Source organism: Quisquiliibacterium transsilvanicum, assembly GCF_014202215.1.
Lineage (GTDB): Bacteria > Pseudomonadota > Gammaproteobacteria > Burkholderiales > Burkholderiaceae_E > Quisquiliibacterium > Quisquiliibacterium transsilvanicum.
The window spans coordinates 99,994-126,493 of record NZ_JACHGB010000008.1 but is presented as its reverse complement, the minus strand read 5'-3'; the positions used below and the strand labels follow the sequence as shown (position 1 = coordinate 126,493).

At 70.2% G+C, this 26,500-nt stretch carries 27 protein-coding genes; 15 read left to right on the top strand and 12 right to left on the bottom strand.

The features are described from left to right. Window positions 1–31: 31 nt before the first annotated feature. Window positions 32–1,708: an MBL fold metallo-hydrolase gene (locus tag HNQ70_RS18870; RefSeq protein ID WP_183970630.1), complete on the bottom strand. Its 1,677-nt coding sequence runs from the start codon at window positions 1,706–1,708 to the stop codon at window positions 32–34. A 241-nt stretch (window positions 1,709–1,949) separates the two neighbouring features. Between HNQ70_RS18870 and HNQ70_RS18865 the strand changes: the two genes are divergently transcribed. Then, window positions 1,950–3,437, top strand: coding sequence for a wax ester/triacylglycerol synthase family O-acyltransferase (locus HNQ70_RS18865; RefSeq protein WP_183970629.1), 1,488 nt, complete (start codon window positions 1,950–1,952; stop codon window positions 3,435–3,437). Beyond that, window positions 3,430–4,059 carry an MSMEG_1061 family FMN-dependent PPOX-type flavoprotein gene (locus HNQ70_RS18860; protein WP_246435134.1) on the top strand — a complete coding sequence of 210 codons (630 nt, stop codon included), beginning with the start codon at window positions 3,430–3,432 and terminating at the stop codon, window positions 4,057–4,059. Before HNQ70_RS18865 ends, HNQ70_RS18860 begins: the two co-directional genes overlap by 8 nt. A gap of 67 nt (window positions 4,060–4,126) precedes the next feature. Here HNQ70_RS18860 and HNQ70_RS18855 read toward each other — a convergent pair whose 3' ends face one another. Next, complete coding sequence (locus tag HNQ70_RS18855; RefSeq protein WP_183970628.1) at window positions 4,127–4,492, bottom strand: hypothetical protein; 366 nt, start codon at window positions 4,490–4,492, stop codon at window positions 4,127–4,129. A gap of 133 nt (window positions 4,493–4,625) precedes the next feature. Here HNQ70_RS18855 and HNQ70_RS18850 point away from each other — a divergent pair, with 133 nt between their 5' ends. Next, the gene (locus tag HNQ70_RS18850; RefSeq protein ID WP_183970627.1) at window positions 4,626–5,141 is read left to right on the top strand and encodes a hypothetical protein; all 516 of its coding nucleotides are present in this window, start codon (window positions 4,626–4,628) and stop codon (window positions 5,139–5,141) included. 75 nt (window positions 5,142–5,216) lie between these two features. On the opposite strand, the gene HNQ70_RS18845 is transcribed toward HNQ70_RS18850, so the two are convergent. Continuing rightward, entirely contained in the window at window positions 5,217–6,005 is a 789-nt protein-coding gene (locus tag HNQ70_RS18845; protein ID WP_183970626.1) for an enoyl-CoA hydratase/isomerase family protein, read from the bottom strand. Between the two features lie 201 nt (window positions 6,006–6,206). On the opposite strand from HNQ70_RS18845, the gene HNQ70_RS18840 reads away from it, so the two are divergent. From HNQ70_RS18840 to HNQ70_RS18830, 3 genes are all read left to right on the top strand, one after another. After that, entirely contained in the window at window positions 6,207–6,512 is a 306-nt protein-coding gene (locus tag HNQ70_RS18840; protein WP_183970625.1) for a DUF1330 domain-containing protein, read from the top strand. A gap of 188 nt (window positions 6,513–6,700) precedes the next feature. Continuing rightward, window positions 6,701–7,057, top strand: a complete 357-nt coding sequence (locus HNQ70_RS18835) for a Lin0512 family protein (RefSeq protein WP_183970624.1) — start codon at window positions 6,701–6,703, stop codon at window positions 7,055–7,057. Beyond that, on the top strand, window positions 7,054–8,772 hold the full coding sequence (locus tag HNQ70_RS18830; RefSeq protein WP_183970623.1) for a dihydroxy-acid dehydratase domain-containing protein: 1,719 nt from the start codon (window positions 7,054–7,056) through the stop codon (window positions 8,770–8,772). The genes HNQ70_RS18835 and HNQ70_RS18830 overlap by 4 nt, the downstream gene beginning before the upstream one ends. Window positions 8,773–8,833: 61 nt before the next feature. On the opposite strand, the gene HNQ70_RS18825 is transcribed toward HNQ70_RS18830, so the two are convergent. From HNQ70_RS18825 to HNQ70_RS18800, 6 genes are all read right to left on the bottom strand, one after another. Continuing rightward, on the bottom strand, window positions 8,834–10,063 hold the full coding sequence (locus HNQ70_RS18825; protein WP_183970622.1) for an MFS transporter: 1,230 nt from the start codon (window positions 10,061–10,063) through the stop codon (window positions 8,834–8,836). 34 nt (window positions 10,064–10,097) lie between these two features. Continuing rightward, window positions 10,098–10,877 (bottom strand): SDR family NAD(P)-dependent oxidoreductase, encoded by a 780-nt coding sequence (locus HNQ70_RS18820; protein ID WP_183970621.1) that lies wholly within the window; start codon window positions 10,875–10,877, stop codon window positions 10,098–10,100. Between the two features lie 214 nt (window positions 10,878–11,091). Next, on the bottom strand, window positions 11,092–12,324 hold the full coding sequence (locus tag HNQ70_RS18815; protein WP_183970620.1) for an MFS transporter: 1,233 nt from the start codon (window positions 12,322–12,324) through the stop codon (window positions 11,092–11,094). Next, entirely contained in the window at window positions 12,321–13,868 is a 1,548-nt protein-coding gene (locus tag HNQ70_RS18810; protein WP_183970619.1) for a DHA2 family efflux MFS transporter permease subunit, read from the bottom strand. The genes HNQ70_RS18815 and HNQ70_RS18810 overlap by 4 nt, the downstream gene beginning before the upstream one ends. Before the next feature lie 51 nt (window positions 13,869–13,919). Next, on the bottom strand, window positions 13,920–14,735 hold the full coding sequence (locus HNQ70_RS18805; protein WP_183970618.1) for an acyl-CoA thioesterase: 816 nt from the start codon (window positions 14,733–14,735) through the stop codon (window positions 13,920–13,922). Then, the gene (locus tag HNQ70_RS18800; protein ID WP_221302900.1) at window positions 14,732–15,607 is read right to left on the bottom strand and encodes an acyl-CoA thioesterase; all 876 of its coding nucleotides are present in this window, start codon (window positions 15,605–15,607) and stop codon (window positions 14,732–14,734) included. Before HNQ70_RS18800 ends, HNQ70_RS18805 begins: the two co-directional genes overlap by 4 nt. 145 nt (window positions 15,608–15,752) lie before the next feature. Between HNQ70_RS18800 and HNQ70_RS18795 the strand changes: the two genes are divergently transcribed. Next, complete coding sequence (locus HNQ70_RS18795) at window positions 15,753–16,238, top strand: RidA family protein (RefSeq protein ID WP_183970617.1); 486 nt, start codon at window positions 15,753–15,755, stop codon at window positions 16,236–16,238. A 59-nt stretch (window positions 16,239–16,297) separates the two neighbouring features. Here HNQ70_RS18795 and HNQ70_RS18790 read toward each other — a convergent pair whose 3' ends face one another. Further along, window positions 16,298–17,125, bottom strand: a complete 828-nt coding sequence (locus HNQ70_RS18790; RefSeq protein WP_183970616.1) for an enoyl-CoA hydratase — start codon at window positions 17,123–17,125, stop codon at window positions 16,298–16,300. 165 nt (window positions 17,126–17,290) lie between these two features. Here HNQ70_RS18790 and HNQ70_RS18785 point away from each other — a divergent pair, with 165 nt between their 5' ends. Further along, window positions 17,291–17,812, top strand: coding sequence for a DsrE family protein (locus HNQ70_RS18785; protein WP_221302899.1), 522 nt, complete (start codon window positions 17,291–17,293; stop codon window positions 17,810–17,812). A 44-nt stretch (window positions 17,813–17,856) separates the two neighbouring features. Here the strand turns inward: HNQ70_RS18785 and HNQ70_RS18780 are convergent, their stop codons facing one another. Further along, a complete protein-coding gene (locus tag HNQ70_RS18780) occupies window positions 17,857–19,146 on the bottom strand; it encodes a diguanylate cyclase domain-containing protein (RefSeq protein WP_183970615.1) in 1,290 nt (429 codons plus the stop codon). 571 nt (window positions 19,147–19,717) lie between these two features. On the opposite strand from HNQ70_RS18780, the gene HNQ70_RS20315 reads away from it, so the two are divergent. From HNQ70_RS20315 to HNQ70_RS20310, 5 genes are all read left to right on the top strand, one after another. Next, window positions 19,718–20,305 carry a GNAT family N-acetyltransferase gene (locus HNQ70_RS20315; RefSeq protein ID WP_183970665.1) on the top strand — a complete coding sequence of 196 codons (588 nt, stop codon included), beginning with the start codon at window positions 19,718–19,720 and terminating at the stop codon, window positions 20,303–20,305. Window positions 20,306–20,354: 49 nt separating this feature from the next. After that, window positions 20,355–20,708, top strand: a complete 354-nt coding sequence (locus HNQ70_RS18770) for a nuclear transport factor 2 family protein (RefSeq protein ID WP_183970614.1) — start codon at window positions 20,355–20,357, stop codon at window positions 20,706–20,708. A gap of 237 nt (window positions 20,709–20,945) precedes the next feature. Continuing rightward, window positions 20,946–21,869, top strand: a complete 924-nt coding sequence (locus HNQ70_RS18765; RefSeq protein ID WP_183970613.1) for a DMT family transporter — start codon at window positions 20,946–20,948, stop codon at window positions 21,867–21,869. Window positions 21,870–21,911: 42 nt separating this feature from the next. Further along, window positions 21,912–22,397 (top strand): hypothetical protein, encoded by a 486-nt coding sequence (locus tag HNQ70_RS18760; protein ID WP_183970612.1) that lies wholly within the window; start codon window positions 21,912–21,914, stop codon window positions 22,395–22,397. Next, on the top strand, window positions 22,394–23,785 hold the full coding sequence (locus HNQ70_RS20310; RefSeq protein WP_221302897.1) for a GAF domain-containing protein: 1,392 nt from the start codon (window positions 22,394–22,396) through the stop codon (window positions 23,783–23,785). Before HNQ70_RS18760 ends, HNQ70_RS20310 begins: the two co-directional genes overlap by 4 nt. 51 nt (window positions 23,786–23,836) lie before the next feature. On the opposite strand, the gene HNQ70_RS18750 is transcribed toward HNQ70_RS20310, so the two are convergent. Further along, window positions 23,837–24,556, bottom strand: a complete 720-nt coding sequence (locus HNQ70_RS18750; RefSeq protein ID WP_183970611.1) for a hemerythrin domain-containing protein — start codon at window positions 24,554–24,556, stop codon at window positions 23,837–23,839. 196 nt (window positions 24,557–24,752) lie between these two features. Between HNQ70_RS18750 and HNQ70_RS18745 the strand changes: the two genes are divergently transcribed. Further along, window positions 24,753–25,667, top strand: a complete 915-nt coding sequence (locus HNQ70_RS18745; RefSeq protein ID WP_183970610.1) for a hypothetical protein — start codon at window positions 24,753–24,755, stop codon at window positions 25,665–25,667. Further along, window positions 25,664–26,488 carry a TauD/TfdA family dioxygenase gene (locus tag HNQ70_RS18740; RefSeq protein ID WP_183970609.1) on the top strand — a complete coding sequence of 275 codons (825 nt, stop codon included), beginning with the start codon at window positions 25,664–25,666 and terminating at the stop codon, window positions 26,486–26,488. Before HNQ70_RS18745 ends, HNQ70_RS18740 begins: the two co-directional genes overlap by 4 nt. Window positions 26,489–26,500 lie beyond the last annotated feature (12 nt).

The following is a 26,500-nucleotide window of genomic DNA, read 5'->3' as shown; positions in this document are numbered from 1 at the left end:
ATAACCGGGGAGCGGCCGGCACCGCCTCCCGTCACGCCATCGACCAGCGCCCCTCCTCCTCGCGCACCTTGCCGTCGTCGCGCAGCTTGAACAGGTGCGCGGTGAGCGAGCGCTGCGCCCAGCCATGCAGATGCGTGGGCGTGTCGTCGTAGGCCTTCGGCACCAGCGTGGCGGCGTCGGCCGGGCCGAGGGCGCGCACCGCGTCCACCACTTTCGCCTCGCGCTTGAGGCGATGCTCGATCAGCGCCGCGATGCGCTCGCGCGGGCGGTCCATCACGAAGCCGTGGCCCGGCGTCAGCCAGTCGAGGTCCATCTCCATCAGCTCGCGCAATGAACGCAGGTAGGCGCCCATGTCGCCGTCCGGCGGATTGATGACCACCGTCGAGCCCTGCATCAGGTGGTCGCCGGTGAAGAGAGTCTTCTCCTGCTCGAGCAGGAAGCACAGGTGGTTGGAGGCGTGGCCCGGAGTGTGGATGGCGCGCAGCGTGGTGTCCGGTCCGATCTCCAGCCCGTCGCCGCCCTGGAGTTCGCGGTCGGGCGCGAAGCTCTGGTCCTGGTTGGCGCGATGGCGCGCGAACTGTCCCAGGACCTCGGCGCCGGTCTTCGCCTTCAGCCTGACGGCGCCGGGTGAATGGTCGATGTGGGTGTGCGTGACCAGGATCCAGCGGATCGGTCCGGGCGCCGTGGCCACCAGGCGGTCCAGATGCACTTCGTCATCCGGGCCGGGATCGATCGCGGCCCAGGCGCTGCCGTCGGCGGCGCCGACCAGGTAGCTGTTGGTGCCGGGGCCGGTCATCACGCCTGGATTCGGCGCGGTCACGCGGATGATGCGCAGCGACAGGCGCACCGGCCGCTCTGGAACGATCTCGTAGGCGGCGGTGCCATGGCCCAGCGGGTCGAGCAGCCCGATCTCCGCCCACGCGTGGTCGGCCGGACCCACTGGCTGCATGCCATGGCGGCCGATGGCCACGCGCGGCACCTGCAGCGCAGTGCGGCGCGGCGTGCGCACGTGGTCCAGCAGCTCGGCCACCGAGCCGAAGCGGGTCATGGTCTCCAGCGTGGTGCGGGTGGGTGTGAGCATCTTCATGTCGTCGCCGCGGGCCAGCGCATCCGCGGGCCGCAGCCAGAGCTGCTCGACGATCTCGACCTCGTCGTGCGCCGACGTCTGGGACGGCGGCGCCTCGGCGAAGAAGAAGCGCGCGTCCCAGCGCTTGGGGCGGACGCCGGGCGTCACCCAGCGGGTGTGATAGGCGAGGCGCTCCACTGCGAGGCGCAGGCCGAAGGCTTCGCAGAGTTCGCCCATGGTGCGCTCGCCCCGGTGCAGCGGCAGGCGCCAGGCCTGCAGTTGCCGGCCCAGCTCGCCCTCGGTCGACACGAGCTGGCCGTTCGCGTCGCAGGCCAGCAGCAGGCCGGATTCCTCGAAGCACTCGCGGATCGCGGCGACATGATAGTCGAGCCCGCCGGCCGCCATGCCGAGCTGCGCGCTGGCCACGGCGTCATCGACGCCCGCGCAGTGGCAGTGCCAGTCGCGGTCGCGCGCGTCGAGCAGGCCGCCCGGGAAGACCCAGGCGCCGCTGGCTCGATCGCCGCGTTCCGCGCGGCGCAGCATCAGAACCTCGGGGCCGCCTGCAGCGTCGCGAACGACGACCAGCGTGGCCGATGGGCGTGCCGGGGAGACCGGCGGGGTGTCGAGTCCTGTGTTCTGCATGGCGTGGCGTCCTGGAAATGTGGGTCGACGATACCGGAAGCTGTCCTTGCGGTGAACCGAGCGGGATCGGGCGGGGATCCGGTTTGCGAGGTGGCGTCCCGGAAAGCGCCGCATCACAGCAGACCGGTCGACAGCGCCCGCCGCCGAAGCTACTGTTTCTTTCGAACGTGAGTGGCAGATCGCCTGAAGACCCTTGGCCGCACCGGCGGGGAGAGCGCGAAGCCAGCCCGGGAGGTGCGAGATGACGCTGCACAAGATGGCGCCCGTGGACGCCGCCTGGTACCACATGGACGGGCGCGCCAACCTGGCGATGGTCACCAGCGTGGCGCTGACGAGCAAGCCGCTCGACTTCGCCGCGGTCAAGGCGCTGTACGCGGAACGACTGGCGGGGTTCCCGCGTTTCCGACAGCGGGTCGTCGAGCATGGCTGGCCGATTCCGTCGCCGCACTGGGAGGACATGCCGGACTTCGACATGGGCCAGCACCTGCACCATGTGGCACTGCCCCCGCCGGGGGGCAGGCGCGCCCTGACGGAGCTGCTCAACGACATCGTGAGCACGCCGCTCGACCGCCTGCAGCCGCTGTGGCAGGTGCACGTCATCGACGGCGTCGACGGCGGCAGCGCTCTCGTCACGCGCTTCCATCACTGCATGGGGGATGGCACTTCGATGGCGGCGCTGTCCATGCGCCTGTATGACATGACGCCGGCTGCGCCGGGACGCCGGGGCAAGGCCGCGGCGGCGCCCATCGCCGACGGCGACGGCGACGGCGATCGGGACAGCGGCTGGCTCGACCCGGCCTTCGATCTGCTGGTAGGGGCCAGACGGGCGGCCGTCTCGACCGCGAGCACGGTCGTCGACGCGGTCCGGCATCCGCAGGCGCTGATCGACCGCGCCGCGCTTCTCGCCGGCGGCGCGGGCATGCTGCTGACCGAACTGCTCAAGCGCGACGATCCGCGATCGCCGTTCAAGGGCGATTTCTCGCTCGCCAAGCGCGTCGCCTGGTCGGAGCCGGTGGCGATCGACGACGTGAAGGCGATCGGTGCGCTGGCCGGTGCGAAGGTCAACGACGTGCTGGTGGCCGGCATGACCGGCGCGCTGCGTGCCTACCTGAAGAAGCGCGGCGTCGACGTCGAGCACACGACGCTGCGTGCAATGGTGCCGGTCGACCTGCGGCCGCCGGAGCGTGCGCTGGAACTGGGCAACGACTTCGGCCTGGTGCTGCTCGAGCTTGCCGTCGCGGCCAGGACACCGATGGCGAGGCTGCGCGTGACCAAGGAGAACATGGACGCCTTGAAGCGCTCGCCCGAGCCGATGGCGATGCGGGTGCTGTTCGACATCTTCGGTCGCACGCCGAAGGCGGTTTCGGACATCCCGTCGTCGATGCTGAGCAGCAAGGCGAGCGTCGTGATGACCAACGTGATGGGCCCGCCGCAGACGCTCCACGTGGCCGGCGTGCCGATCGAGCGGGTGATGTTCTGGGTACCGCACCCCGGCGAGCACCTCGGCATGGGCATCAGCATCCTCAGCTACCGCGGCAAAGCCACGCTTGCAATCGTCGCCGACGCGCACCTCGTGCCCGACCCCGAGACCATCACGCAACGGTTCCAGAAAGAGTTCGTGACGATGCTCGCAGCCGCCCGCCGCGCCAAGGGCCAGGGTCAGCCCGCGACCCGCAAGCCCGCGGCAGCGGCTGCAAGTGCCCCGAGGAGGCGCAATCCCGATGCCTGATCGCCCGGACCACCCGATGCAGATCGACACCGTCGACGCCCTGCGACAGCTCTACGCCCAGCCCAGCGAGCGGGTGCGCAGCAAGCAGATCGGTTTCCTCGACGCGCACTGCAGGCGCTTCATCGGCCTGTCGCCCTTTGTCATCGTGTCCACCTGTGACGACGCCTGCAATGCCGACGCTTCGCCGCGCGGCGGCGACCCCGGTTTCGTGCGGGTCGACGGGCAGGGTCGGCTGCTGATCCCCGACGCGCCGGGCAACAACCGCCTGGACTCGCTGGAGAACATCGTCAGTACCGGCAAGGTGGGGCTGCTCTTCCTGATCCCGGGATTCGACGAAACGCTGCGGGTCAACGGCAGCGCAGCGCTTTCGATCGCGTCGGAGGACATCGCGCTGTGCACCTCGGAGCGCCGCGCGCCGAAGCTCGCGATCAGGGTGACGGTGCGGGAAGCCTACCTGCACTGCGCGAAGGCCTTCCTGCGCTCGAAGCTGTGGTCGGAATCCTCGAAGGTGGGCCGCTCGGCGATGCCGACGATCGGACAGATGATCGCAGACCAGACGGGGCTGGAAATTCCCTATGAGTCGCGCGAGGACATGGAGCGGCGCTACGCGCCGGACCTGTGACAGGCACCTGTGGCTGCGCTGCCGGGGAGGCGCATCACGGCGCAGTGGAGCGAAGCCCGCGCTGCGCTCAGGCGCCGATCCGGCACTGTTTCAGGTAGTACGCCGCCGCGTTCTCGGGGCTCATTCCGGCCACGTAGGCAAAGCGCACCGCGCCGGGCAGCTGCTTCCCGAAGTACGCGGCCTGGTCGCCGGGCAGCACGGCGTCGCCAGCGGGCAGGACGGAGAGTTCTGCGAAGGCCTTTTCGGCCGTCGTGCCCTGCTTCTTGAGCTTGACGGCCTGCTCGACGCGCGCGGCCAGGGCCTTGCAGGCGGCCTCGGGGCCGGATGCGGCCCGGGCCGCCAGGGCCGTCATCGACAGCAGCGCCGCGCATGCGAGCGCTGCGAGAATGCCTGGCCCTCGCTGTCCGGCTTGAACCCGATCGTAGCTGCGCATCCTGCGCTCCCCCGGTTGTGGCGAATGCGGCGAGTCTCCGGAAAGGTGCAGGCCGGGTCAAGGCAGTGCGGCCGAGAGGTGCCGCACTGGATTATCGTTGCGGCGGTTACATCGGTCAGGAGACCCGGCAGGAATGAACCTCTACGGACACCGCTGCGCGCCTGGCGCATCGCGCCTGCCGGTCTGGATTTCTGGGTTGGTCGCACTCGCGTTGTTCGCGGGCCTGGCCTGGCACCTGTCGCCACTGTCGCCTGGCGCGCTGGCGCTGCAACTCGCCTGGACTCCGCGGGCGTTCGGCGAGATCGTCCACTTCTGGTCGGACGCGGAGCTCGCCCGCTATCGCAGCCACCTGCCGGTGGACTATGCGCTGCTGGCCGCCTACGGGGCCTTCGGCTACCTCCTGTCGACGCGGACCGGGATCTTCGGCGGCCGGGGCGCAGGGTATCGAAGGATCGGAACCTGGCTGCTGCCGGCCGCCGCGCTCCTGGACGCGCTGGAAAACGCGTTGCACTGTTGGCTCACCGAGGTGCCGCGCTTCGGCATGCCGCTGGTCTATGCGGCGTCGGCGGGCGCTGCCTGGCTCAAGTGGCTGCTGATCATCGGCTTTCTGCTGATGTGCGCCTGGGCGGCGGCCCGAGACGGGGACTGATCGTGGGCCTGGCGCGCGCCCCAGGGGAGGGGCGCGGACCAGACCCGGCGCTCGGCGCGCCTGGAGGCCCGACGCTCAGCGCGCGTTGAACCGGCCCGGCTCGCGCGCCCCGACCGAGCGGACGCCTTCCTTGTGGTCCTCGGTGCGGGCCAGCCAGGACTGCTCGGCGCCTTCGCGGTCGGTCTGCGCCTCGACGCGGGCGGCCATCTCGCGGCGCAGGGTCAGGCGGGTGGACTGCACCGCCAGCGGCGCATTGACCGCGATCGAGCGCGCGAACTTGAATGCCTCGTCGCGCAGCTGTTCCCCCGGCACCAGCCGGTCGACCAGGCCCCAGCGGTGCGCGGTCTCGCCATCGATCCGGTCGCCGGTCATGAACATCTCGGCGGCGCGCTGCTCGCCCATCAGGCGCGGCAGCGTGTAGGTCAGCCCGAAGCCGGGATGGATTCCGAGCTTGACGAAGTTGGCCGCGAAGCGCGCTTCCGGGCTCGCGAAGCGGAAGTCCGCGAACACCGCCAGGCCCAGGCCGCCGCCGATCGCGGGGCCCTGGACAACCGCGATGACCGGCTTCTTGTTCGAGAACAGCCGCACCGCCTCCTCGTAAAGCGGATTGCGGCCCCGGGGCGACGAACTGTCGAGCACCGAGGACTGCCCCGGGGCGAAATTGGCGCCGGCGCAGAAGGACTTGCCCTGGGCGCAGAGCATCGTCACCCGCGCCTCGGGGGTTTCGTCGATGTCGCGCAGCGCGTCGGCGATGTCGCGGATCAGCGCATGGTCGAAGAAGTTGTGCGGCGGGCGCTGGATTTCCAGCGTGACCACGTGATCCTGCATGCTGGCGGCGACGTCGCCATATCGGTCCTTGAACATGTCTTGCTTTCCTTTGAGGCTGCTTCGGGAGAATGGTTGATCGTGACGCCGAGTCTCGGCAATGGCCGGGGGCGGGTCAAGCGGGGAACGTTCGGAATCGTACGCCGGTGCGCTCGGGGCTATAGTCGTCGGGACTGTGGTGGAGTGTGGCGGGCTCGGTCAGGAGCGCGGCGCCTGCCTGCGGGCAAGGGAGGAGTTTCCATGAGCAAGGGCTACTGGATGGTTCATGTCGACGTCGACGACGCGGAGCGCTACAAGGCTTACGTCGCGGCGAACGCCGCCGTATTCGCCAGCCACGGCGCGCGCTTCCTCGCGCGCGGGGGGCGGTACGAGAACCCCGAGGGAAGGACCCGGGCGCGCAACGTCGTGATCGAGTTCCCCTCCTACGATGCTGCCGTCGCGTGCTGGCACTCTGCGGAGTATCAGGCCGCGCTGCGCCTTCGCGAGCCGGTGTCCACTGCCGACCTGGTGATCGTCGAGGGCTACGACGGGCCGCAGCCCGGGTGACCAGGCGGGACGGATCCGCCTGGGATGGCGGCGACCGTCACATTGGACTGCCGGGCGCCGCGTCCTGCCCTGCCGGATTGCCGGACCTCGGAGCCTGCCTGGCGCCCGGTTGCCGGACCGCGCGCGCTTCCGCGCGACGGCGCAATCGGGGAAGATGGTCCTTCCTTCCACTCGACCCGTCACCCTCCATGGCACGCATCCGCTGCATCACCGAGATGGGCATGGGCGTCGACGTCCACGGCCGGGACGCCACCAAGGCGGCGCGGCGCGCGGTATCCGACGCGATCCGCCACAGCAGCCTCGGCTTCTTCCGCATGGTCGGCAAGACCCCGCACGACATGTTCGTCGACGTCACCATCGGCGTGCCCGACCCCGCTGCGGTCGACACGAAGGCGGTGGCCGCGGAGCTTCCCTACGGCACGGTCACGGTCACCGCGGTGAAGGGCGGGCTCGAGATTCCCGCCGAGGGCGGGGGCGACGCCATCATCATCGCCAATGCGGCCGTGCTGGTCAGTCTAGACGACGGAAAAGGAACATCCTCATGACGCAGGACAGCAGCATCTTCTGGAAGCGCTCGCGCGTGGAGTTGCGTGCGGCGGGCTTCGATCCCGAGCGCGCCGGGCGCAGCAACGCAGTGGTCACCATCGCTGCCGCCTGGACCAACGCGCATCGATGCAACAACCGGGTGCGCACGCTGGCCGACCTGCTGGTGGAACTGCTGGGCGAGCGCGGCGGACAGGGGCTGGTGGTCGGCGCGCCGGCGGTGTCGGACGCGCTCACGCAGGGCACACCCACCGCCGGCTACAGCCTGGTTTCGCGCGACACCGTTGCCGACTGCTTCGAGATCGGCCACTACGCGCATCACGGCGACGCGATGATCGTGATCTCGGGCTGCGACAAGACCGGCGCGGCCGCGCTGATGCCGCTGGCGCGCACCAACGCCTTCGGCCTGGTGCTGTATCCGGGCACCAGTTCGCCGGGCAGCGTTCGCTTCGAGCCCTGGGCGGCCAAGGGCAGCAACCTGACGATCATGGACTACGCCGAGGGCAGGGCCGCGCACGAGGCCGGGCGCATCTCCACCGAGAATTTCCTGGAGCTGGAGCGCAACGTGATGCCCGGCAGCGGCACCTGCGGCGCGATGTTCACCGCGAACACGATGAGCACCATCGCGGAGGCGATCGGCATGATGCTGCCGCGCGGCGCCTCGCATGCGGCCGACTACGAGGCCGGCAGCGACATCCATGCCGACGTGCGCGCGCAGGCGAGCGCTTCGGTGGACGCGCTGTACCGGCTGATCGAGGCCGGCATCCGTCCGCTCGACATCATGACGGCGAAGGCCTTCGAGAACGCCATCGTCACCGCCTACGCGATGGGCGGCTCCACCAACATGTACCTGCACCTGCTGGCGATCGCCCGCGAGGCGCAGGTGCCGATCGGAATAGAGCGCATCCAGGCGATCGGCGAGCGGATTCCCCTGATCTGCAACCTGCAGCCGCACGGGCCCTATGCGATGGCCGCACTCCATGCGGTCGGCGGCGTGCCGGTGGTGATGAAGGAACTGCTGCGCAACGGCCTGCTGCATGGCGAGGTCATGACGGTGACCGGCCGCACCCTCGCCGAGAACCTGGCCTCCGTGCCCTCGCTCGAGGAGCTCGGCGCCCAGGACGTGGTGCTCCCGGTGAGCCGTCCGATCGCTGCGGCGAACAACCACATCAGCGTCCTCAAGGGGAACATCGCCCCCGAGAGCTGCCTGCTGAAGCTCTCGGGCAAGACGCTGGAGAAGGGCCTGTTCCGCGGCACGGCGAAGGTCTTCGAATCCGAGGCCGACACGATGAAGGCGATCCGGGCCGGCGAGATCCGGCCCGGGCACGTGGTGGTGGTGCGCAACGTGGGCCCCGTGGGCGGCCCCGGCATGCCCGAGATGGTGATGCTGACCATCCAGCTGCAGGGCCGCGGCCTGGGCGAAGGCGTGGCGCTGATCACCGATGGCCGTTTCTCCGGCGTCTCGCACGGCATCCTGATCGGCCACATCTCGCCGGAGGCCGCGCGCGGCGGTCCGCTCGCCGCGGTCCGCGACGGCGACACCATCGTGATCGATCCGGTGCACAGGACGTTGAACGTGGAGCTGTCGGACGAGGAGATCGCTCGGCGGATGGCCGACTGGCGGCCGCCGGCCCGCCTGGCGGAGATCCGGCCGGGCTCGGTGCACGACAAGTACGTGCGGCTGGTGTCCACGGCGCATTACGGCTGCGTGCTCTGATCCGAGGCGTTCGATCCTTGCTCGCGAGGCCGGCGCCGCTGGTCAACTGCGCCCAACGGGGTCAGCGCCGCGCAGCGCCCTGCCAATTCTCCGGGGCGTAGCGCCAGAAGAGCAGCCCGATGCCGCCGACGAGGGCCGCGGCGGCCAGCAGGCTGGCTTCCGCGCCCTGCCAGTCGACCAGCAGGCCCAGCATCACGGGGCCGACCACGTAGCCGACGTCCGAGATCGTGCGGTAGCCGGAGATCGCCGCGGCGTTCATTCCGGGCGGCGCCTGGTCGGCGGCGTAGGCGGCGGGCGCGGCGCCGTTGACTGCGGCCGCCACGCCCCAGAGCACGCAGGCGATCGCGAACCACACCGTGGACGGCGCCCAGCAGTAGACCAGGAAGGCGCCCGCGGTCAGGAAGGCCGAGGGGACGATGATGGGCTTGCGGCCGAAGCGGTCGGCCAGCGCGCCGGCCGGGTAGCTGGCGGCGAGGCCCAGCACACTGCCCAGCGCGAGCCAGCCGCCGATGGCGCCGGGGCCGAGACCCAGCTTGGAGGCAGCCAGCAGCGGCACGATGTTGAACAGTCCGCCGGTGCGGACCACGGCGTTGACCAAGCCCACCAGGCAGACCATCCGGTAGCCGGTGTCGGCCAGCAGTCTGCGGATCTGGCGGTGGATGGGCGCGGCGCGGGGCTTCTCGGCTGGCGACGGCGCCGGTCGATCCGCGTGCGCGAAGTCGCGCGTCTCCGGCACCAGCCACCAGGCGAGCAGGCCGGCGCCGGCGCTGGCGATCGCGTAGACCGCGAAGGGGGCGGCCAGACCGAAGTGCTGCGCCAGCAGGCCGCCGGGCAGGGGGCCGATGCCCACCGTGAACAGGAAGGTGCCCATGAAGATCGACATCAGCCGGCCGCGCTGCGCGGGAGTGCTGATGTCGGCGAGCACGATCATTCCGGTGGACTGCACCCAGCCCGCGCCCAGGCCCGCAACGAAGCGGGCCGCGACGAACTCGGGAAAGCTGCCGGCGAACGCGCACCAGAGGTTGCCCGCGGTGCAGATCAGTCCGCCGACGGCCATCGAGGGCCTGCGCCCGAGCGTGTCGGCGACCTGTCCGGCGGGCATGCCGGACAGCATCCGCGACAGTCCGAAGACCGCGATCGTGGTGCCGATCGCGGATGCGGGCACGCCGTAGGCCTGCGCGTAGAGCGGCAGCACCGGGATCAGCGCGCCGAAGCCCAGCTGATTGACGCCGATGAAGACGCACATCCAGATCAGGATGCTGCGCTGCTTCGGAGTGACGTCGAGCTTCAAGGGCGGCAGCCGGCGCGCTGGGCGGGCGACGCGCTCAGGCCCGCATGTGCGATCCACCGCAGATGGTCAGCGCCTGGCCGGTGATGTAGCCGCTGGCGCCGGAGGCGAGGAACACCGCCAGGCCCTTGAGGTCTTCGGCCTCGCCGAGCCTGCGCAGGGGGATCTCCTCGGTGGCGCGGCGCTCGGCCTCCGGGTTGTTCCAGAGGGCCTCGGCGAAGTCGGTGCGGATCAGGCCGGGGCAGATCGCGTTCACGCGCACGCCCTTGGGACCTAGCTCGGCGGCCAGGTTGCGCACCAGCGAGATCAGCGCCATCTTCGAGATGTTGTAGGTGCCCAGGCTGGTCGAGGGCACGAAGGCGCCCACGCTCGCGGTAAACATCATCGATCCCGAACCCTTGGCGATCATGTCCGGTGCGACCATGCGGGCCAGCCACAGGTTGGACTTCACGTTGGTGGCCATCGTCTTGTCGTAGGCCTCGTCCGGGATGTCGAGCTGCGCGCCGTAGTAGGGGTTCACGCCGGCATTGCCCACCAGCACGTCGATCGGGCCGAGCGCCTGATGGGTGGCGTCCACCAGTGCCTGCAGCTGCTCCTTGTAGCCGGCGTTGCAGGCGAAGGCGAAGGCGCGCTGTTCTCCGCAGCGCTGGTTGATCTCGTCGGCCACCGCCTGGCAGGCGTCGAGCTTGCGGCTCGAGACCATGACCCTTGCACCGTGCTCCGCGAGCGCCTGCGCCATGGCGCGGCCCATGCCTCGCGAGGCGCCGGTCAGCAGCGCAACCTTGCCGCTGAGGTCGAAGAGTTCGGTCTTGATCATCGTCTGGCTCCTTTGTGCCTGTCGTGGGGCGACCGTGCGCTGCGCCGGCCGTCCCGGATGTATGGCGGATTCCCGGGAACGTGTAAAGGCAGGGCAGTCCAATCTGCGGGGTCCGTGACAGGCGCGGACGGCGCAGCACACCGGGTGCCGGGGGGAAGGCGAGCGCGCGTCGCGGAAGTGCGCGCAGGCGCCGCGCGAAGCCCGGGCACCGGCCTCAGCCGCCGTTGGCTGGCGCAGTGCGGGGCAGCAGCACCGTCCGCCAGCGCCATGCGATCGTGGCCAGCATCAGCGCTCCCGCAGCGAGCATCGCCAGCGCCGCTGCGTGGTAGCCGGTCAGCGGGATGGCTGCGCCCGCGATCAGCATTCCCACCGGCAAGGTGTAGATGGCCAGCATGCGAACGCCCATGATCCGCCCGCGCATCTGCGCTCCGGTGGAGCGCAGCAGCATGATCGCGACGGCAAGCATGCTGAAGCTCTGCGCAGCGCCGGATGCTGCCAGCAGGGCCATCGCGATCGGCGCCGACGCAGACAGCACGAAACCGGCCAGCAGCACATACCAGGCCAGCGCTGCGCCGAGCATGATGCGCGCGGGCCGGAGCGTGGCGCCGAACAGGCTCATCAGTACCGAGCCGACGAGCGCGCCGAAGGCGTAGCTGGCTGCCAGCCAGCCGAGGCCCGTCTGGTCCAGGGCGAGCACGTCGCGGGCGATGTAGGGCAGCAGCCCGATGCTCAGCGGGTAGGCGGTCAGGTTCACCAGCGTTGCCACCGCCATCGCCGCCAGCACGGCCGGGGTGCGCCAGACGTAGCCCAGGCCTTCGGCGAGGTCGCGCCAGGGCGAGGGGCGCGCCTGCGCGGTCGGTGGGGCGGCGCGCCCGCCGTCGATCATCAGCGTGAGCGCCACGCCTGCGAGATGGATCGCCACGATCATCACGTAGGCCGGCGCCATTCCGAAGGCCGCCATGAAACCGGCGCCGGCGAGCGCGCCGCCGATCTTGGCCGAGTCCATCGTCATCCGCGAGATCCCCATCGCCGAGACCAGGTACGGTGCCGGCACCGTGGCCCCGACCAGCGCGCTGCGCATGCCGATGTCGGAGGGGCGCACCAGCCCGCACAGCCCGGACACGACCAGCACCGCCCAGGGGGTCAGCCGGTCGGTGAGTGCGAGGAACAGCAGTGCGCCCGCGAACACGGCGTAGGAAATGCGCATCAGGGCGAGCAGGTTGCGCAGGCCGATCCGGTCGCCGACCACGCCCAGCATCGGCGCGACGAGCGTGCCGACGAACTGCAGTGCGCCGAAGATCGTCAGCAGCATCACCGAGCCGGACTCCACCAGTACGTACCAGCCGAGGATCAGCGTCTCCATCTCAAGCGCCCAGGCCGTGCACAGGTCCGCCGGCCACTGGAAGCGGAAGCTGCGCGTGCGGAAGGGCGTGAGTGCCGCGATCATGTCCGGACTCCCCGCGGGCGTACCGGCCTGGCGACCAGGATGGGCAGGATCAGCACCAGGTAGAAAAAGACCGAAACGAGGAAGATGTCGTTGACGCCCAGGGTCAGCGCCTGCTGCTCGATCATCCGCTCGAGCGCCGCGCGCACCTGCTCGATCGACATTCCTGCGGCGCGCACACCTTCGTAGAAGGGGCTGTCCAGCGCCCAGCCGTCGCGGCTCGCCTCCTCCACGAGATGGGTGCGGTGCTGCTGGCTGCGCGAGGTCCAGGCGGTGGTGGCCAGCGAGACGCCGAATGAGCCCGCCGAGATCCGCACGAAGTTGCTCAGCCCCGCGGCAAGCGGGAACTGCGCCTGCGGAATCTGCGACAGCGAGATCGCGCTCATCGCAATGAAGAACAGCGAGCCCGCCACGCCCTGCACCAGCATCGGGATCATGATGGTGATGTAATCGGCGTCGGTGCTGAACCTGGAGCGCAGCCAGAACGACCAGGCGAAGCCGACGAAGGAGACCACCGCCACCGTCCGGGCCAGCCCGCGGTCGATGCCGCGGCCGGCCAGCGGCGAGCACAGCAGCCCGATGACCCCGACCGGCGCAAGCACCAGGCCGGCCCAGGTCGCCGTGTAGCCCATCGCCTGCTGCAGCCACAGCGGCAGCAGCACGACGTTGCCCGAGAAAAGCGCGAAGCCGCCCGACAGCGCGAGCACGCCGCAGGCGAAATTGCGGTTGGCGAACAGCCTCAGGTCGACGATGGGATGCTCATCGGTGAGCTCCCAGATCACGAAGGCAACGCAGCCGATTCCCGCGACGATCGCCAGCACGACGATCTCGCCGGACTCGAACCAGTCGAGTTCCTTGCCGGTGTCGAGCATGGTCTGCAGCGCGCCGACCCAGATCACCAGCAGCACCAGTCCCACCACGTCCACCGGCATGCGCCGCACCGGCGTCTCACGGTCGCGATAGAGCGCCCAGGTCATCGCCGTGCAGAACAGCCCGATCGGCACGTTGATGTAGAAGATCCAGGGCCACTGCACGTTGTCGGTGATCCAGCCACCCAGCAGCGGCCCGACCACCGGCGCCAGCAGCACGGTCATCGACCAGATTCCGAGGGCCTTGCCGGCATGCTCCGGCGGATGCGTGCCCAGCAGCAGTGTCTGGGAAAGCGCAAGCATCGGCCCGGCCACCAGGCCCTGCACCACGCGGAAGGCGACCAGCCATTCGAGCGTGGGGGCGAGCCCGCACAGCAGCGAGGCGAGCACGAAGAGAAAGACGCTGGACACGAACAGCCTCACCTGCCCGAAGCGCGCGGCCAGCCAGCCGGTGAGCGGCACCGAGATCGCGGTGGCGATGCCGAATGCCGTGATCACCCGCGTGGTCTGGTGGACGCTGGCGCCGAGATCCCCTGCGATCGACGGCAGCGAGACGTTGGCGATCGAGTGATCGAGCACGTTCATGAACGTGGCCAGCGATATCACCAGCGTGCCGATGGCGCGGCTGCGACCCTCGAGGGGCGGCGGGTGCTGCGGGGCAGGGGGCGGCTGGGCCATGTTCGTCGCGGCTACGCGGGACCGGGCCGCGGTCTCATCGGCATCACTGGACTATTCCTTGAAATAGCAGGTCTGGTAGGTGGCGGCCAGCAGCGCGCCTTCCGGCGTCCAGAGTTCGGCGGACTGATCGTGGTAGCCGTTGCGGATCTGCTGGGCGCGGGCCACCCCGAGCAGCTCGCGGCTGCCGTGGGCGGCGAGCATGGCCTCGTCGGCGTGGAAGTAGGTGGTCATCGAAACCGTGGCGAACGGCGTCCAGCGCGGGCGGCGAAGAAAGAGGCGGCCCGGGATGAACGCGTCCGCGATGGCGGTCAGCGAGACGAAGTCGAGGGGGCGCGGCGGCTCGTCGCGCATCCACATGATGGTCTCCGAGTCGTCGGCGGGAACCTTCGACCCGAAGTTGGGTGCGCCCTTGACGAAGCGCATGTCGTAGCAGCCGGTCCATGCGTGCCGCTCGAGCGGCGGCGAGCGCGGGATCGACGAGGCAGGCGGCACGAGGGGGAAGACCGCCTCGGTGGATGACCAGGACTCGCGTCGGACCGCGAACACCGCGGTGGCGGTGGCGACGGTCTCCCCGGCCTGCGTGAGTTCGATCACCCAGTGCTGGGTCGACCGGTTGGTGCGCGCCGCGCGCGCGGCCACCAGGAACTCTCCGTCGGCCAGCGGGCCGGCGAAGTTCACGGTGAAGGCGACCGGGTGGCCCAGGCGCGCCGGATGCAGCAGCGGTGCCTTGAGCAGCTTGGCGGCGATCGCGCCGCCGAAGGGGCCCACCATGTTGCCGTAGCGCGGTTCGGTGCGGCCGCGCCACTGGCCTTCGCCGGCCGGCTCGAGCGCGGTGGCGCTGTCGAGCGGATGGAGTGCAGAGCTCATATCCGGAACAGGGCGGTCTGGTGGGTGGCGGCGATCAGCTCGCCGGCGGGCGTCCAGATCTCGGCGGTCTGGTCGCAATAGCCGTTGCGGAACTGCAGCGCTTTCGCTGTGCCCAGCAGCTCGCGGTCGCCATGCGCAGCCATCATTTCCGAGTCGACATGGAAGTAGGTGGTCAATGACACCGTGGTGCCGAAGGGCGCGATGTCGGGGCGGCGCACGTAGATGCGCGGGAAGAAGGCATCGCAGATGGTCGCCAGCGACACGTAGTCGAGCGGACGCGGCGGGTTGTCGCGGATCCACATCGTGGTCACCGAGTCCCAGGGCGCCTCGGGACGGGCAGCGGCCGAAGCGGTGCCGCGGATGAAGCGCATGTCGTAGTTGCCCATCCAGGGCGTGGCGCGCCCGGGCGCCAGCGGCTGCACCGAGTCGAACGGGGGCGCCTGCGGAAACTCCGACTCGGTCGACGACCAGGTCTGCCGGCGCACCGCGAACACCGCGGTCGCGGTGGCCACCACCTCGCCGCCCTGCGCGACCTCCATCTGCCAGTGCTGGGTTGAGCGGTTGGTGCGGGCTGCGCGCGCATGCACCGTGAGCTCGCCGTCCGCGAGCGGCCCGGCGAAGTTGACGGTGAGCGCGATCGGCTCGCCCAGGCGCTTGGGGTGCAGCAGCGCGGCCTTCAGCGCGATCGCCGAGACGAAGCCGCCGAAGCTGCCGCCGACGTTGCAGTAGCGCTTGGAGGCGCGGCCTCTGAAGCTGCCGTCGCCAAGCGGTTCGAGCGCGGTGTCGGCGTCGAGCGGATGAGCCGCGGCGCTGGCGTACGGCGGGATCGTCGCGGCGCTGGCGGCGCCCGGGGATCGATCGGTGCGGGTCAAGGGCGATGCGCTCCTGCGTGGGTGGCCGGGCTGCGGCGATTGAATCACAGGGATCGGGGCCGGGACGTTGCTGCCGCCGCGCGGGCGTCCGAAAATGCGATTCGGTGCCGCCGGACGCCCCGGCGATCACACTCAAGGAGATCCCATGTCCCAGGTCGAGGCGCGGCTGGCCGCGCTCGGATTGGCGCTGCCGGCGCCGCTGAAGGCGCCGCCGGGCGTCGTGCTTCCCTTCCGTTTCGTCCGCGTTACCGGCGCGCGCGCATTCATCGCGGGCCACGGTCCGTCGGAGCAGGACGGGTCTCTTGCCGGGCCGCTGGGCAAGGTGGGGCGCGAGCTCAGCGTCGAGCAGGCCTACCGCAGCGCGCGCCTCACCGGCCTGGCCATCCTGGGCAGCCTGCACCGCGAGCTCGGCGACCTGGACCGCATCGTGGCCTGGAACCGGGTGTTCGGCATGGTCAATTCGGCGCCGGGCTTCAACCGGCAGCCGGCGGTGATCAACGGTTTCTCCGACCTGATCCTGGAGGTGTTCGGCCCCGAGGTCGGCGCGCACGCGCGCAGCGCGGTGGGGATGGCCGAGCTGCCCTTCGACATCCCGGTGGAGATCGAGGCCGAGGTGGAACTGCGACCCTGAGGGGCGTTCCTGACGGATGTTCGCGCGCTGCCGCCGCGCGAACATCCCTGCACCCGCCTTTACCGTCCCTTGAACACCGGCTCGCGCTTCTCCACGAAGGCCTTGGCCGCTTCGCGGTGGTCCTCGGTCTGGCCGCAGTGAACGTGGTGGGTGGCCTCGAGGTCCAGGCAGTCGTCGGCGTCGCCGGCCATCGCGCGGTTCAGGTTCTCCTTCATGTACCGGTAGGCCACGGTGGGGCCGGCAGCCAGGCGGCGCGCGATCTCGCGCGTCTTGGCGGCGAGCTCCTCGGGCGCGCAGATCCAGTTGGCCAGGCCCAGCCGCAACGCCTCCTCGGCGCTCACGCGATCCGAAAGGTAGTAGAGCTCGCGGGCCTTCGCGGAGCCGACCAGTTGGGTGAGGAAGTAGGTGCCGCCGTAGTCGCCCGAGAAGCCGACCTTGGCGAAGGCCGTGGTCAGGATCGCGCTGGTCGACATGATGCGCAGGTCGCAGGCCAGCGCCAGCGAGAAGCCCGCGCCTGCCGCGGCGCCCGGCAGCGCTGCGATGGTCGGCTTGGGCATCTTGAAGAGCTTGCCCGCGGTGGCGCGCTGGTTCACCCGCTGGCGGTGGATGGCGGCGTCGATGGTGTTGCTGCCGACGGTGCCGTCGCCGCTGGCGGCCATGCCCTTGACGTCGCCGCCGGCGCAGAAGCCCTTGCCCGCGCCCGTCAGCACGATGCATCTGACCTCGGGGTCTAGCTCGGCGGCAGCGAGCTGCGCGGCCAGCGCCTCGTTCATCGCGCGCGACATCGCATTGCGCGCGTCCGGGCGGTTCAGCGTGATGGTCAGCACACCCTCGTCGAGCTCGGCGAGCAGGTCCTGGGTTCCGGTGTCGATCGTTCGCGATGCCATCTTGTCGTCTCCTCGTGTGTTCATGTGCAAGTGCCGGGCCACTCTAGGGGAGGGCGGAGGGGACCGTCAATTTGCTTATCGCTGCGTCCCATATGCGTGCACCGGATATGCCGGCCGGGCATCGTTGCGGCCAGCGATCGAAACCGACACAGGGAACACACCGACATGAGATCCACTGCCATGGCACTCGGCCTCGTCGTAGCGGCGCTCGCTGCCCACGCGGGCGACGCTGTAGCCGAGGCCTTCGCGCCCTACGGCACCGCGCGCGTCGACATGCATCCGATGGCGCGCACCGACGTGGTGTTCGACGTCAACTATGCGGACCCGAAGCAGCTGAACGTGCTCTACAGCTTCATCGTGAACACGCGCCGCGAGACCCGCGGCAACGTGGTGGTGGTCACCCATGGCCCCGAGCTCCGCGCGTTCGCGAAGGAGAACTACGAGAAGTACCAGGGAGTCGTCGACCGCATGGCGGAGCTCGCCAAGGAAGGGGTCGAATTCAAGATGTGCAGCAACGCGCTGCGCGCCGCTGGCTTCCAGCCCGAAGACATGCACGGCTTCGTCACGGTGGTGCCGGCGGGGTTCGCTGAACTCGTGCACTGGCAGAGCAGAGGCTATCAGTACGTGAACCCGCTTCCTCTGTCCGTGCGGGACGTGCGCTACCTCGACCAGCCGCGCAAGCAGTAGGGCGGAGCAGGGCGGGCGCCACGGACCGCAATGTCCGCGGCGTTTCAGGGCAAGGCCGGCGGGCGGGCCCCCAGTCGCCAGCGGTTCCCGCCCTCGGTCTTGGCGAGATACATGGCCGCGTCCGCGCTGCGGATCAGCTCTCCGCCGGTTTCACCGTGCCTGGGGAACAGGCTCACGCCCACCGACATCGACAGCGCGATCGAACCGTCCCGCCAGGAGATGGGGGCGCGCACCGCTTCGAGCAGCGCCCGGGCGGCGCGCTCGACGTCATGGGCCGAAACGACGCCGGTGAGGATCACCAGGAACTCGTCGCCGCCAAAGCGCGCGACCAGGTCGGACTCCCGGACTGCGGAGCGCAGCCGACGGGCCACGGCGCAGAGCAAGGCGTCGCCCGCGTCGTGGCCGAGGGTGTCGTTGACCGGCTTGAAGCCGTCCAGGTCGATGAACATGACCGCGACGCCCTGGCCCTGGCGGCGCGCCTGCGCAAGGATCCGGGGCAGGTACTCGTTCAGGTAAAGCCGGTTGGGCAGCTCCGTGAGAGGGTCGTGCAGCGCGAGGAACTCGATGCGCTCCTGCGCCTGCTTGCGGGCCGTGATGTCGCGAACCACCACCAGCCGCTGCTCGTCGCCGGGCCGCCCGATGGCCTTGCCCACGAGCTCCACCGGGATGGTGCGCCCGTCCCTGTGGAGGGCCTCCGCCTCGAACGGTTCTTCGTTGCGCGCCTGCACGTATTTGTACACGGTGGAATGCCAGCGGGCGGGGACGAACTCGAGGGTCTTCCGGCCGATCAGATCGCTGGCCGGGTAGCCGAGCAGGCGCACCAGAGCGTCATTGACGTCGAGGATCAAGCCGTCGCGGTGGAACAGGATTCCCTCGCTGCTCGCGTACATGAACTTGCGCAGCCGCTCCTCGCTGTCGCGGATCGTGCGCTCGGCCATCCAGTGGTCGGTGATGTCGTTGATCAGGACCACGGCGCCGAGTTGCGATCCCTCGGCCGAGCAGTGCGGCACCAGGTTCACCTCGACGATTCGCTCGGCGCCGTCCGGCAAGGTCTGCCGGCGCACGTACCGCACCTCGTTACCCTGGCACACCGCGTCGACCTGCGGCTCGATCATCGCCCAGGCCTGTTCGCCGATGACCTCGCGGACGGTCTTGCCGAGGATGGTTTCCGGAGTCCAGCCGTTGTACTCGGCGTAGCGCCGATTCGCGAAGCGACAGCGCAGGCTGCCCCACTCGTAGTAGGCCATCAGCGCGGGCACCGAGTCGGCCACCAGCCGGATGATGGAGCCGGAGACTTCGTGGGTATTCGCGTCGGTGGTGCCGGTATCGGGCATCTCGCAGTTCCTGTCCGCCATGCAGGGAGTCGCCGGTGTGCGTCCGGAATCCTAGCCTAGGCGGGAATGGGCGGCGGCTGCGGGCCGACGGACGGAGCCCCCGCTCCCTTGCATTGCTCGGTCGCATTGGGCCCGCTGCCAGTCGGATCGGCCCCGAGGGCGGCCCTGCGCAGCCCCGGGGAACTTGCGCTAGGGTGGCGGTTCGACAGGCGAGACGGAGAACGCAGATGGCAAGGTCCGGAATCATGGCCCCGAACACACGGCCCCGGCACGAGCCCGGCCGCAAGGCCTGCCGGCGGGGCTGACCATGGGGTACGCGGGCGTGGTCACCGTGGACAGGCGGGGACGCAGCGGCCGGGTGCGCGTCGACCTTGGCGGACGCGAGCTGCTCTTCGACTGGGAGTTCGGCGGCGGCGACTGCATCGCTTTCGTCGTCGCGCCGGACCCGCAGGAATGGCAGTCGCTGGAGCCGCACCGGACCCTCGAGCGGGAGCCCTTCCTGGCATGGCTGGCGGCCGAACTCGCGGCACGCGAGTGCCCGGGGGCGAGGATCGAGGTCGGCCCCTCGGGCATCCACTTCTTCGAGCGCCCGGCCGAAGGCGCGGCGCAGCCGGCCGGCGGCAGTGGACCGGCGGGCGTCGGCTTCGTCGACTGCACCCATGCCGCGCACGCGGCGCCCATCCTCGAGATCCTCAACGACGCCATCGTCAGCTCCACGGCCTTGTACGACTACCACCCGCGTCCGCCGGAGAGCATGGACGTCTGGTTCGCGGCAAAGGCGGCCGGGCGCTACCCGGTGATCGGCGCCGTCGATTCCGAGGGGCGGCTGCTCGGCTTTGCGAGCTACGGCAGCTTCCGCGCCTGGCCCGCGTACAAGTACACCGTCGAGCACTCCGTGTACGTGCACCGGGATCATCGCGCGGCCGGGCTGGGCGGCGCGCTGCTGGGGCGGCTGATCGCGGCCGCCAGGCGGCAGGAGTACCACGTGATGGTGGGCGGCATCGACATGGAGAATGCGGGCAGCATTGCGCTGCACGAGCGGATGGGCTTCACGCACGTGGGGACCATCCGGCAGGCGGGCTTCAAGTTCGGCCGCTGGCTGGACCTGGGTTTCTGGCAGCGGGTGCTCGAGACGCCGGCGCAGCCGGTCGACGGATGAGCGAGGCAGCGTGCGCGGCGGAAACCCCGATGCGTTCAAGGAGACGGCAATGCTGACCCCCGAGTTTGCGCAGCGCTTCGCGCACGAATGGATCGAGGCCTGGAACAGCCACGACCTGGATCGCATACTTTCCCACTACACCGAGGATTTCGTGATGGCGTCGCCGCGGATCGCGGTGTTGGCGGGCGAGACTTCCGGCATCCTGCGGGGCCGGCAGGCGGTGGGCGCGTACTGGCGCAAGGCGCTCGAGCTCGCTCCGGATCTGCGCTTCGAGCACATCGCCACGCTGGTCGGAGCCGACAGCGTCGTCATCCACTACCGCGGCGTGCGCGGGCCTGCCGCGGAAGTGTTCTTCTTCGATGCCGCCGGCCAGGTGACGCGGGCCGCGGCGCACTACGCTTGAGCAGAGCGTCCGGGCCGACGCTGTGGCCGCCTCGCTGCCACCGCTGACGGCCCGTTCTGCGGCCGCCGCGTTTCCCGGAACGCGCCGACCCTCGAGGCGGCGCCGCGCCAGGGGATTCGCCACGACAATGCCGCTGTCCCAGTCACCGATTGCGCCCATGATCCCGGCAGGAGCCATCGCAGCATCGACGCCTTGCGGGCGCGGCCCCGGCGCGGCAGCGAACCCTCGGGTGCCGGCATGACGCCCCCGATCACCGCGGAGCGCCGGGCCCAGGCCAACCGGGTCGGCATCCTCTGGATGCTGCTGGCGGTCACCGCCTTCATCTGCAATGACGCGCTGATCAAGAGCCTGGGCGAGCGGCTGCCCACGGCGCAGATGATCGTGGTGCGCGGGGTGATGGCGATCACGCTGATCCTGCTGGTGGCCTGGCGCATGGGGGCGCTCCCGCGGATCGCGGACGTGGCGCGCGGCTGGGTGCTGCTGCGCGCCGCATGCGAGGGCATCGGCACCTTCATGTACCTGGCTGCGCTGTACCACCTGCCGCTGGGCAACGCCACGGCGATCAACCTGTCGTCTCCGCTCTTCATCGCGCTGCTGGCGGTGGTCTTCCTCCGGGAGCGGGTGGACCGCGCCCGCTGGCTCGCGATCGGCGCCGGGTTCGTCGGTGTGCTACTGGTGATCCAGCCGCGCGCCGACGGGTTCAACCTCTATGCCTGGCTGTGCCTGCTGGCCACGGTGGTCTATTCGATGCGCGACCTGCTGACCCGGAAGATCCCGGCGGGAACGCCTTCCATCCTGGTCACGCTCGCCACTGCCGGCGTGGTCTGGTTGATGGCCGGCGCGGTCCTGGCGGTGGAGGGCTGGCAGCCGATGGGTTGGCGCGACGTCGCGCTGCTCGGCCTGGCCGCAGTGTGCCTGGCCACCGGATACCACTCGGTGATCTCGGCCACCCGCCATGCCGAGATCTCCGTCGTGGCCCCGTTCCGTTACGTGAGCCTGTTCTGGGCGCTGCTCATCGGCTACCTGGTCTGGGGAGACGTGCCCAACGGGCTGGCCTGGGCCGGCATCGGGCTGCTGCTGGCTGCCGGGCTGTTCATGCTGCGGCAGCAGCGAACGCAGACGCGGGCAGCTGCGCGCGCGCGCAGCGATCAAGGGGTCTGAGGGCCTATCATCGGGCGATCCGAACCGATACAGGAGGTCGCCGTGCCAACCCTCCCGGACGAATGGATCGAGCACTTCCCCAGGCTGACTTCGTATCGCCTGGGCGCCTGCGACCTTGCGGGCAGGCCCAGCGTCTGTCGCGCCCTCGCGGCACAGCTGCTGGCCAATGGCCGGGTCCGGATCCTGATGGCCGGCGACGCGGGGCCGCGTGTGCTCGACGCCATCCGCGCCACCGGCCAGGTGGCGGCGCTGATGGTCTCGCCGGAGACCAACCGGACGCTGCACATGAAGGGGCGCGATGCGGTCGTCGAGCGGGTCGACGCCGGCTGCGACGCGCTGCTCGCTGAGCGGCGCGCGGCCCTGGTGAGCTCGCTGCGCGCGGACGGATTCCCGGCGGACTCGCCAGTGATCGCGGGCTGGTATGCGGCGCGCGCGGGCGACCTGTACTCGGTCACCTTCACTCCCTGGGGCGCCTGGAACCAGACGCCTGGACCGGGGGCCGGGGCCCCCGTGGAGCTGCTGCCGTGAACGCGCCCTCTGGCGAACGATCCGGGCTGACGCTGCGCGACGTTCGGCGCATCCTCGACGGCATGATCCCGCCGTCGATCTGCAGCGTCTCCGCCGACGGCGTGCCTCATGCGAACCTGCTGTCGCATGCCGAGTACGTCGACGACGAGCATGTGGCGCTCAGCTTCCAGTTCCTGAATCGCAGCAGGGAGAACATCCTGTCCACCGGGCGGGTGGCGCTGATGGCCGAGGATCCGTTCTCCGGCGCCGGGGTGGAGATGCAGCTGCGCTACCTGCGCACCGAGACCGAGGGCCCGACTTTCGAGCGGCTGCGCGCCAAGCTCGCCGGAATCGCGGCGCACAGCGGCATGGAGAAAGTGTTCCGGCTGCGCGGGGCGGACATCTATCGCGTGCTGGAGGTGAATCGGATCCAGCAGGTGAAGGCGCTGCCGGTGCTGGCCGCCCGCTGCGACCTGGCCGCCGCCGCGCGAGCCGTCTCCCGGCGCCTGGCCGACTGCGAGGACCTTGCCTCGGTGCTCCAGGCGACGATGGACGGTCTTGGCCGGGACTTGCGGATCGATCACGCGATCCTGTGGCTGCTCGACGAGCGGCGCGGCATGCTGTTCGCGATCGCGAGCCGCGGCTATGCGCAGGCGGGCACCGGCGCCGAGCTGCCGATGGACGACGCTGGGCTGGCCGGCGTCGCGCTGCGCGAGGGCGTGCCGATCCGGATCGGGCACATGGCGCGGATGTACCGCTACGGCAGGACCCTGCTCGCCCAGGCCCAGGACCTGGGCATCGAGGCGGCGATGCGCGCGGAGATTCCGCTGCCGGGCCTCGCGACGCCGTGCAGCCAGCTCGCGGTGCCGCTGCGCGCGCGCGGGCGCAGCGTGGGGGTGCTGCTGGTCGAGAGCGAGAGCGATCAGTTCTTCGGCTACGACGACGAGGACGCACTCGCGCTGCTGTGCGCGCAGCTGGCCCAGGCGCTGCTCACGCTGCAGCCCGAGGAGGGCGAGAATGTTCACGCGCTGCGCGCGCACGACCTCGCGCCAGTACCTGCCGCGGGCGCCGGCGCCGCGGGCCCGCCGCTGCGGATCCGCCACTACGCGCGCGACGACAGCGTCTTCATCGACGATTCCTACCTGATCAAGGGGGTCGCCGGAGCCATCCTCTGGAAACTGGCGAACGATGCGGTTGTCAGCGGCCGCACCGCATTCACTTCACGGGAGCTGCGGCTGGAGGGCAGGCGGCTGCGGCTGCCCGACGTGCAGGACAACCTCGCGGTGCGGCTGCTGCTGCTGCAGCGCCGCCTTGCCGACTGGGCCGGTCCGCTGCAGATCCGGCGCGTGGGGCGTGGCCTGTACCAGCTGGTCACCGATCGGCAGCTGGTACTGGTCGAGGAGCGCTGAGGCTGCCCGGGCGCCTGTGCCGCCCGGGCCGTCTATGCCGTTTACGGCCGCCTACGCCGCGCGCGCCAGCGGCACGTCGATCGCCTGCGCAAGCTTCGCCCAGTCGCGCGCCGGCAGCTGCGACGCAGCAAGCGCAAGCATGCCCTCGAAGACCTCGGCCGGCGCGCCCTGGCGCATGCCGGAGAGCAGCGCGACGCGCTCCTGGTGGCACAGGTTGCGCAGCATCCAGGGCGCGATCAGCTCCATCGCCTCGGGCGGGATCGTGGCCACCAGCGCGGCCTCGATCGCCGCGAGCTCCGCATCCGTGTAGGCCTCCCGAAGCGCCGCGTTGTGCACCGTCTCCTCGTGGTTCATGTGCACGAAGTTCGCAGCGACGAACAGCGCAAGCTCGAGCTGGAGCGCGTGGGCAGCCGGCCCGCGCGCGGCGCCCCGCAGCCGGCCGAGCTCGGCGACGGCCTGCCGCAGCGCATGGATCTCCTCCAGGTGATGCTCATGCTCTCCGGCCACCCGGGCGCTGACGCCGGGCCGGCGCGCCTCGATTGCCGGGTGGACGAAGACGTTCTCGTCATGCACGTGCACTTCGCAGACGGCGAGCAGCTCGCCCAGCTGGGCCAGTGTGCGGCTGGCGTCGATCTCGTCCTGCCAGTCGCATCGGCCGACCATCGCAAGCGTGTCGCCCATGAAGGCGCGCAGCGCCTTGTGGATGCCAGCGTACATGTCGTACCTGGGGGTGGCGCGGGCCGCTGCTGCCATGCGTGAAACGATGTCCATCGTCGAAGCTCCTCGGTGTGCGTTGGTGCGTCGCGGCGCCTGCCCGACGCGTTCAAGGAGTCTAGGGACGGAGGCTTGCGCCGTTTCCTAAAACTTCATTCACGGATCGCTAAGTAAATGCTAAGCGGCGCGGCCTGTGCAAAGATGTCCCGGCAGTCCAGGCACCTACACACGGAACAAGAGGAGACGACGTCCCATGAGCTTCGACACCCCGCTGGCCCTGTGCGGCCCCTTGCGCAAGCCGCTCCAGATGCTCGCCGAACAGGAGTACGGCGGCCACGCCTCGATCCATGACGACTCGATGGCGGAGAAGCTGGGCTTCAGGGCGGGGCCGATCGAAGGGCCCACCCATTTCAGCCAGTTCGCGCCGCTGATGGCGAAGCTCTGGGGGCCGGCCTGGTTCGAGCGCGGCTGCATGTCGGCGCACTACCAGAACATGGTGGTCGAGGGCGAGGAGGTGAGGGCCTTCGTGGAGATTCCGGCGGAGGGGGCGACGCTCACCCGCGCCTGGGCGCAGAAGGCCGACGGCACGCCGGTGCTCGAGGCCAGCGCCAGTCTCGGGTCCGGCCACGGGCAGACACTGCTGGATCAGCGGATGGCGCAGCTGCGCCCGCCGCAGCGCCTGGTGATCCTGGCCGACCTCGCGGTCGGGATGAAGGGCGCCGAAGACGAGCTGGTGCGCATGGACGCCGATCAGCACATGGGCAATCTCTATCCCTTCTCGCTGAACCAGAAGCTCGCCAAGATCACCGAGAGCTCGCCCTGGTACTCGGATCCCGCGTCCACGCCGTGGGGCAGGGCGATCATCCCGATGGAGATGATCAGCGTGCTGGCCGAATACTCGAACCGCAGCGCGCGCTTCCCCGTCAAGGGGCCCGCGGTGGGCCTGTTCGCCGACCAGGAGATCCGCATGGTGGACGGGCCGCTGTTCGTCGGACAGGACTACCTGATCCGGCGCGAGATCGTGGCCCTGTCCGAGAGCAAGCGCACCGAGTCCTACTGGGTGCGCTCGAGCATCTTCGATCCGGACGGCAAGCGGCTGCGCGCGGAGGTGCTGCTCAACCACGCCACGCTCAAGCACTCCTACGCCGGCTACGAGGATCTGGCGTGAAGCTGCGCCGCATCGCCGGCGCCCTGGGCGCTGTCATCGAGGGCGTGGACCTGCGCAGCCCGCTGCCCGATGCCCTCGTGCGCGAGATCCGCGCGGCGTGGCTGGAGCACCTGGTGGTCTTCTTCCGGGATCAGCCGCTGAGCCCGGAACAGTTCATGCGCTTCGCGCGCGCGATCGGCGAGCCGGTCGAGTATCCCTTCGTCAAGGGGATGCCCGGGTTTCCGGAGATCATCGAGGTGGTGAAACTGCCCCACGAGCGGGTCAATTTCGGCGGCATCTGGCACACGGACACCGCCTACCTCGAGGTGCCGCCGATGGCCTCGATGCTGCTGGCCCGCGAGGTGCCGCCCTATGGCGGCGACACCCTCTGGGCCAACCAGTACCTGGCCTACGAGGCGCTGTCGCCGGGCATGCGGCGGATGCTCGACGGCTTGGTCGGGGTCAACAGCTCGGCCAAGGCGGACGTCTCGCGCACCCGCGAAGATCGGGTGCGCGACCATGGGCAGCAGGAGGCGCCTCGTGAGTACCTCGCGGAACACCCGGTGGTGCGCACCCATCCCGAAACCGGCCGCCGCGCGCTCTACGTGAACGTCGCGCACACGCTGCGCTTCCGGGACATGAGCCAGGAGGAGAGCGCGCCGCTGCTGCGCTTCCTGCACGAGCACCAGGTGCGTCCGGAGTTCACCTGCCGCTTCTCCTGGGAGCCGGGATCGCTGGCGCTGTGGGACAACCGCTGCGCGCTGCACAACCCGGTCAACGACTATCACGGCTTCCGGCGCGAGATGCATCGCATCACGCTGGCCGGCACGCGGCCGGAATGAGCGTGCGCCTGA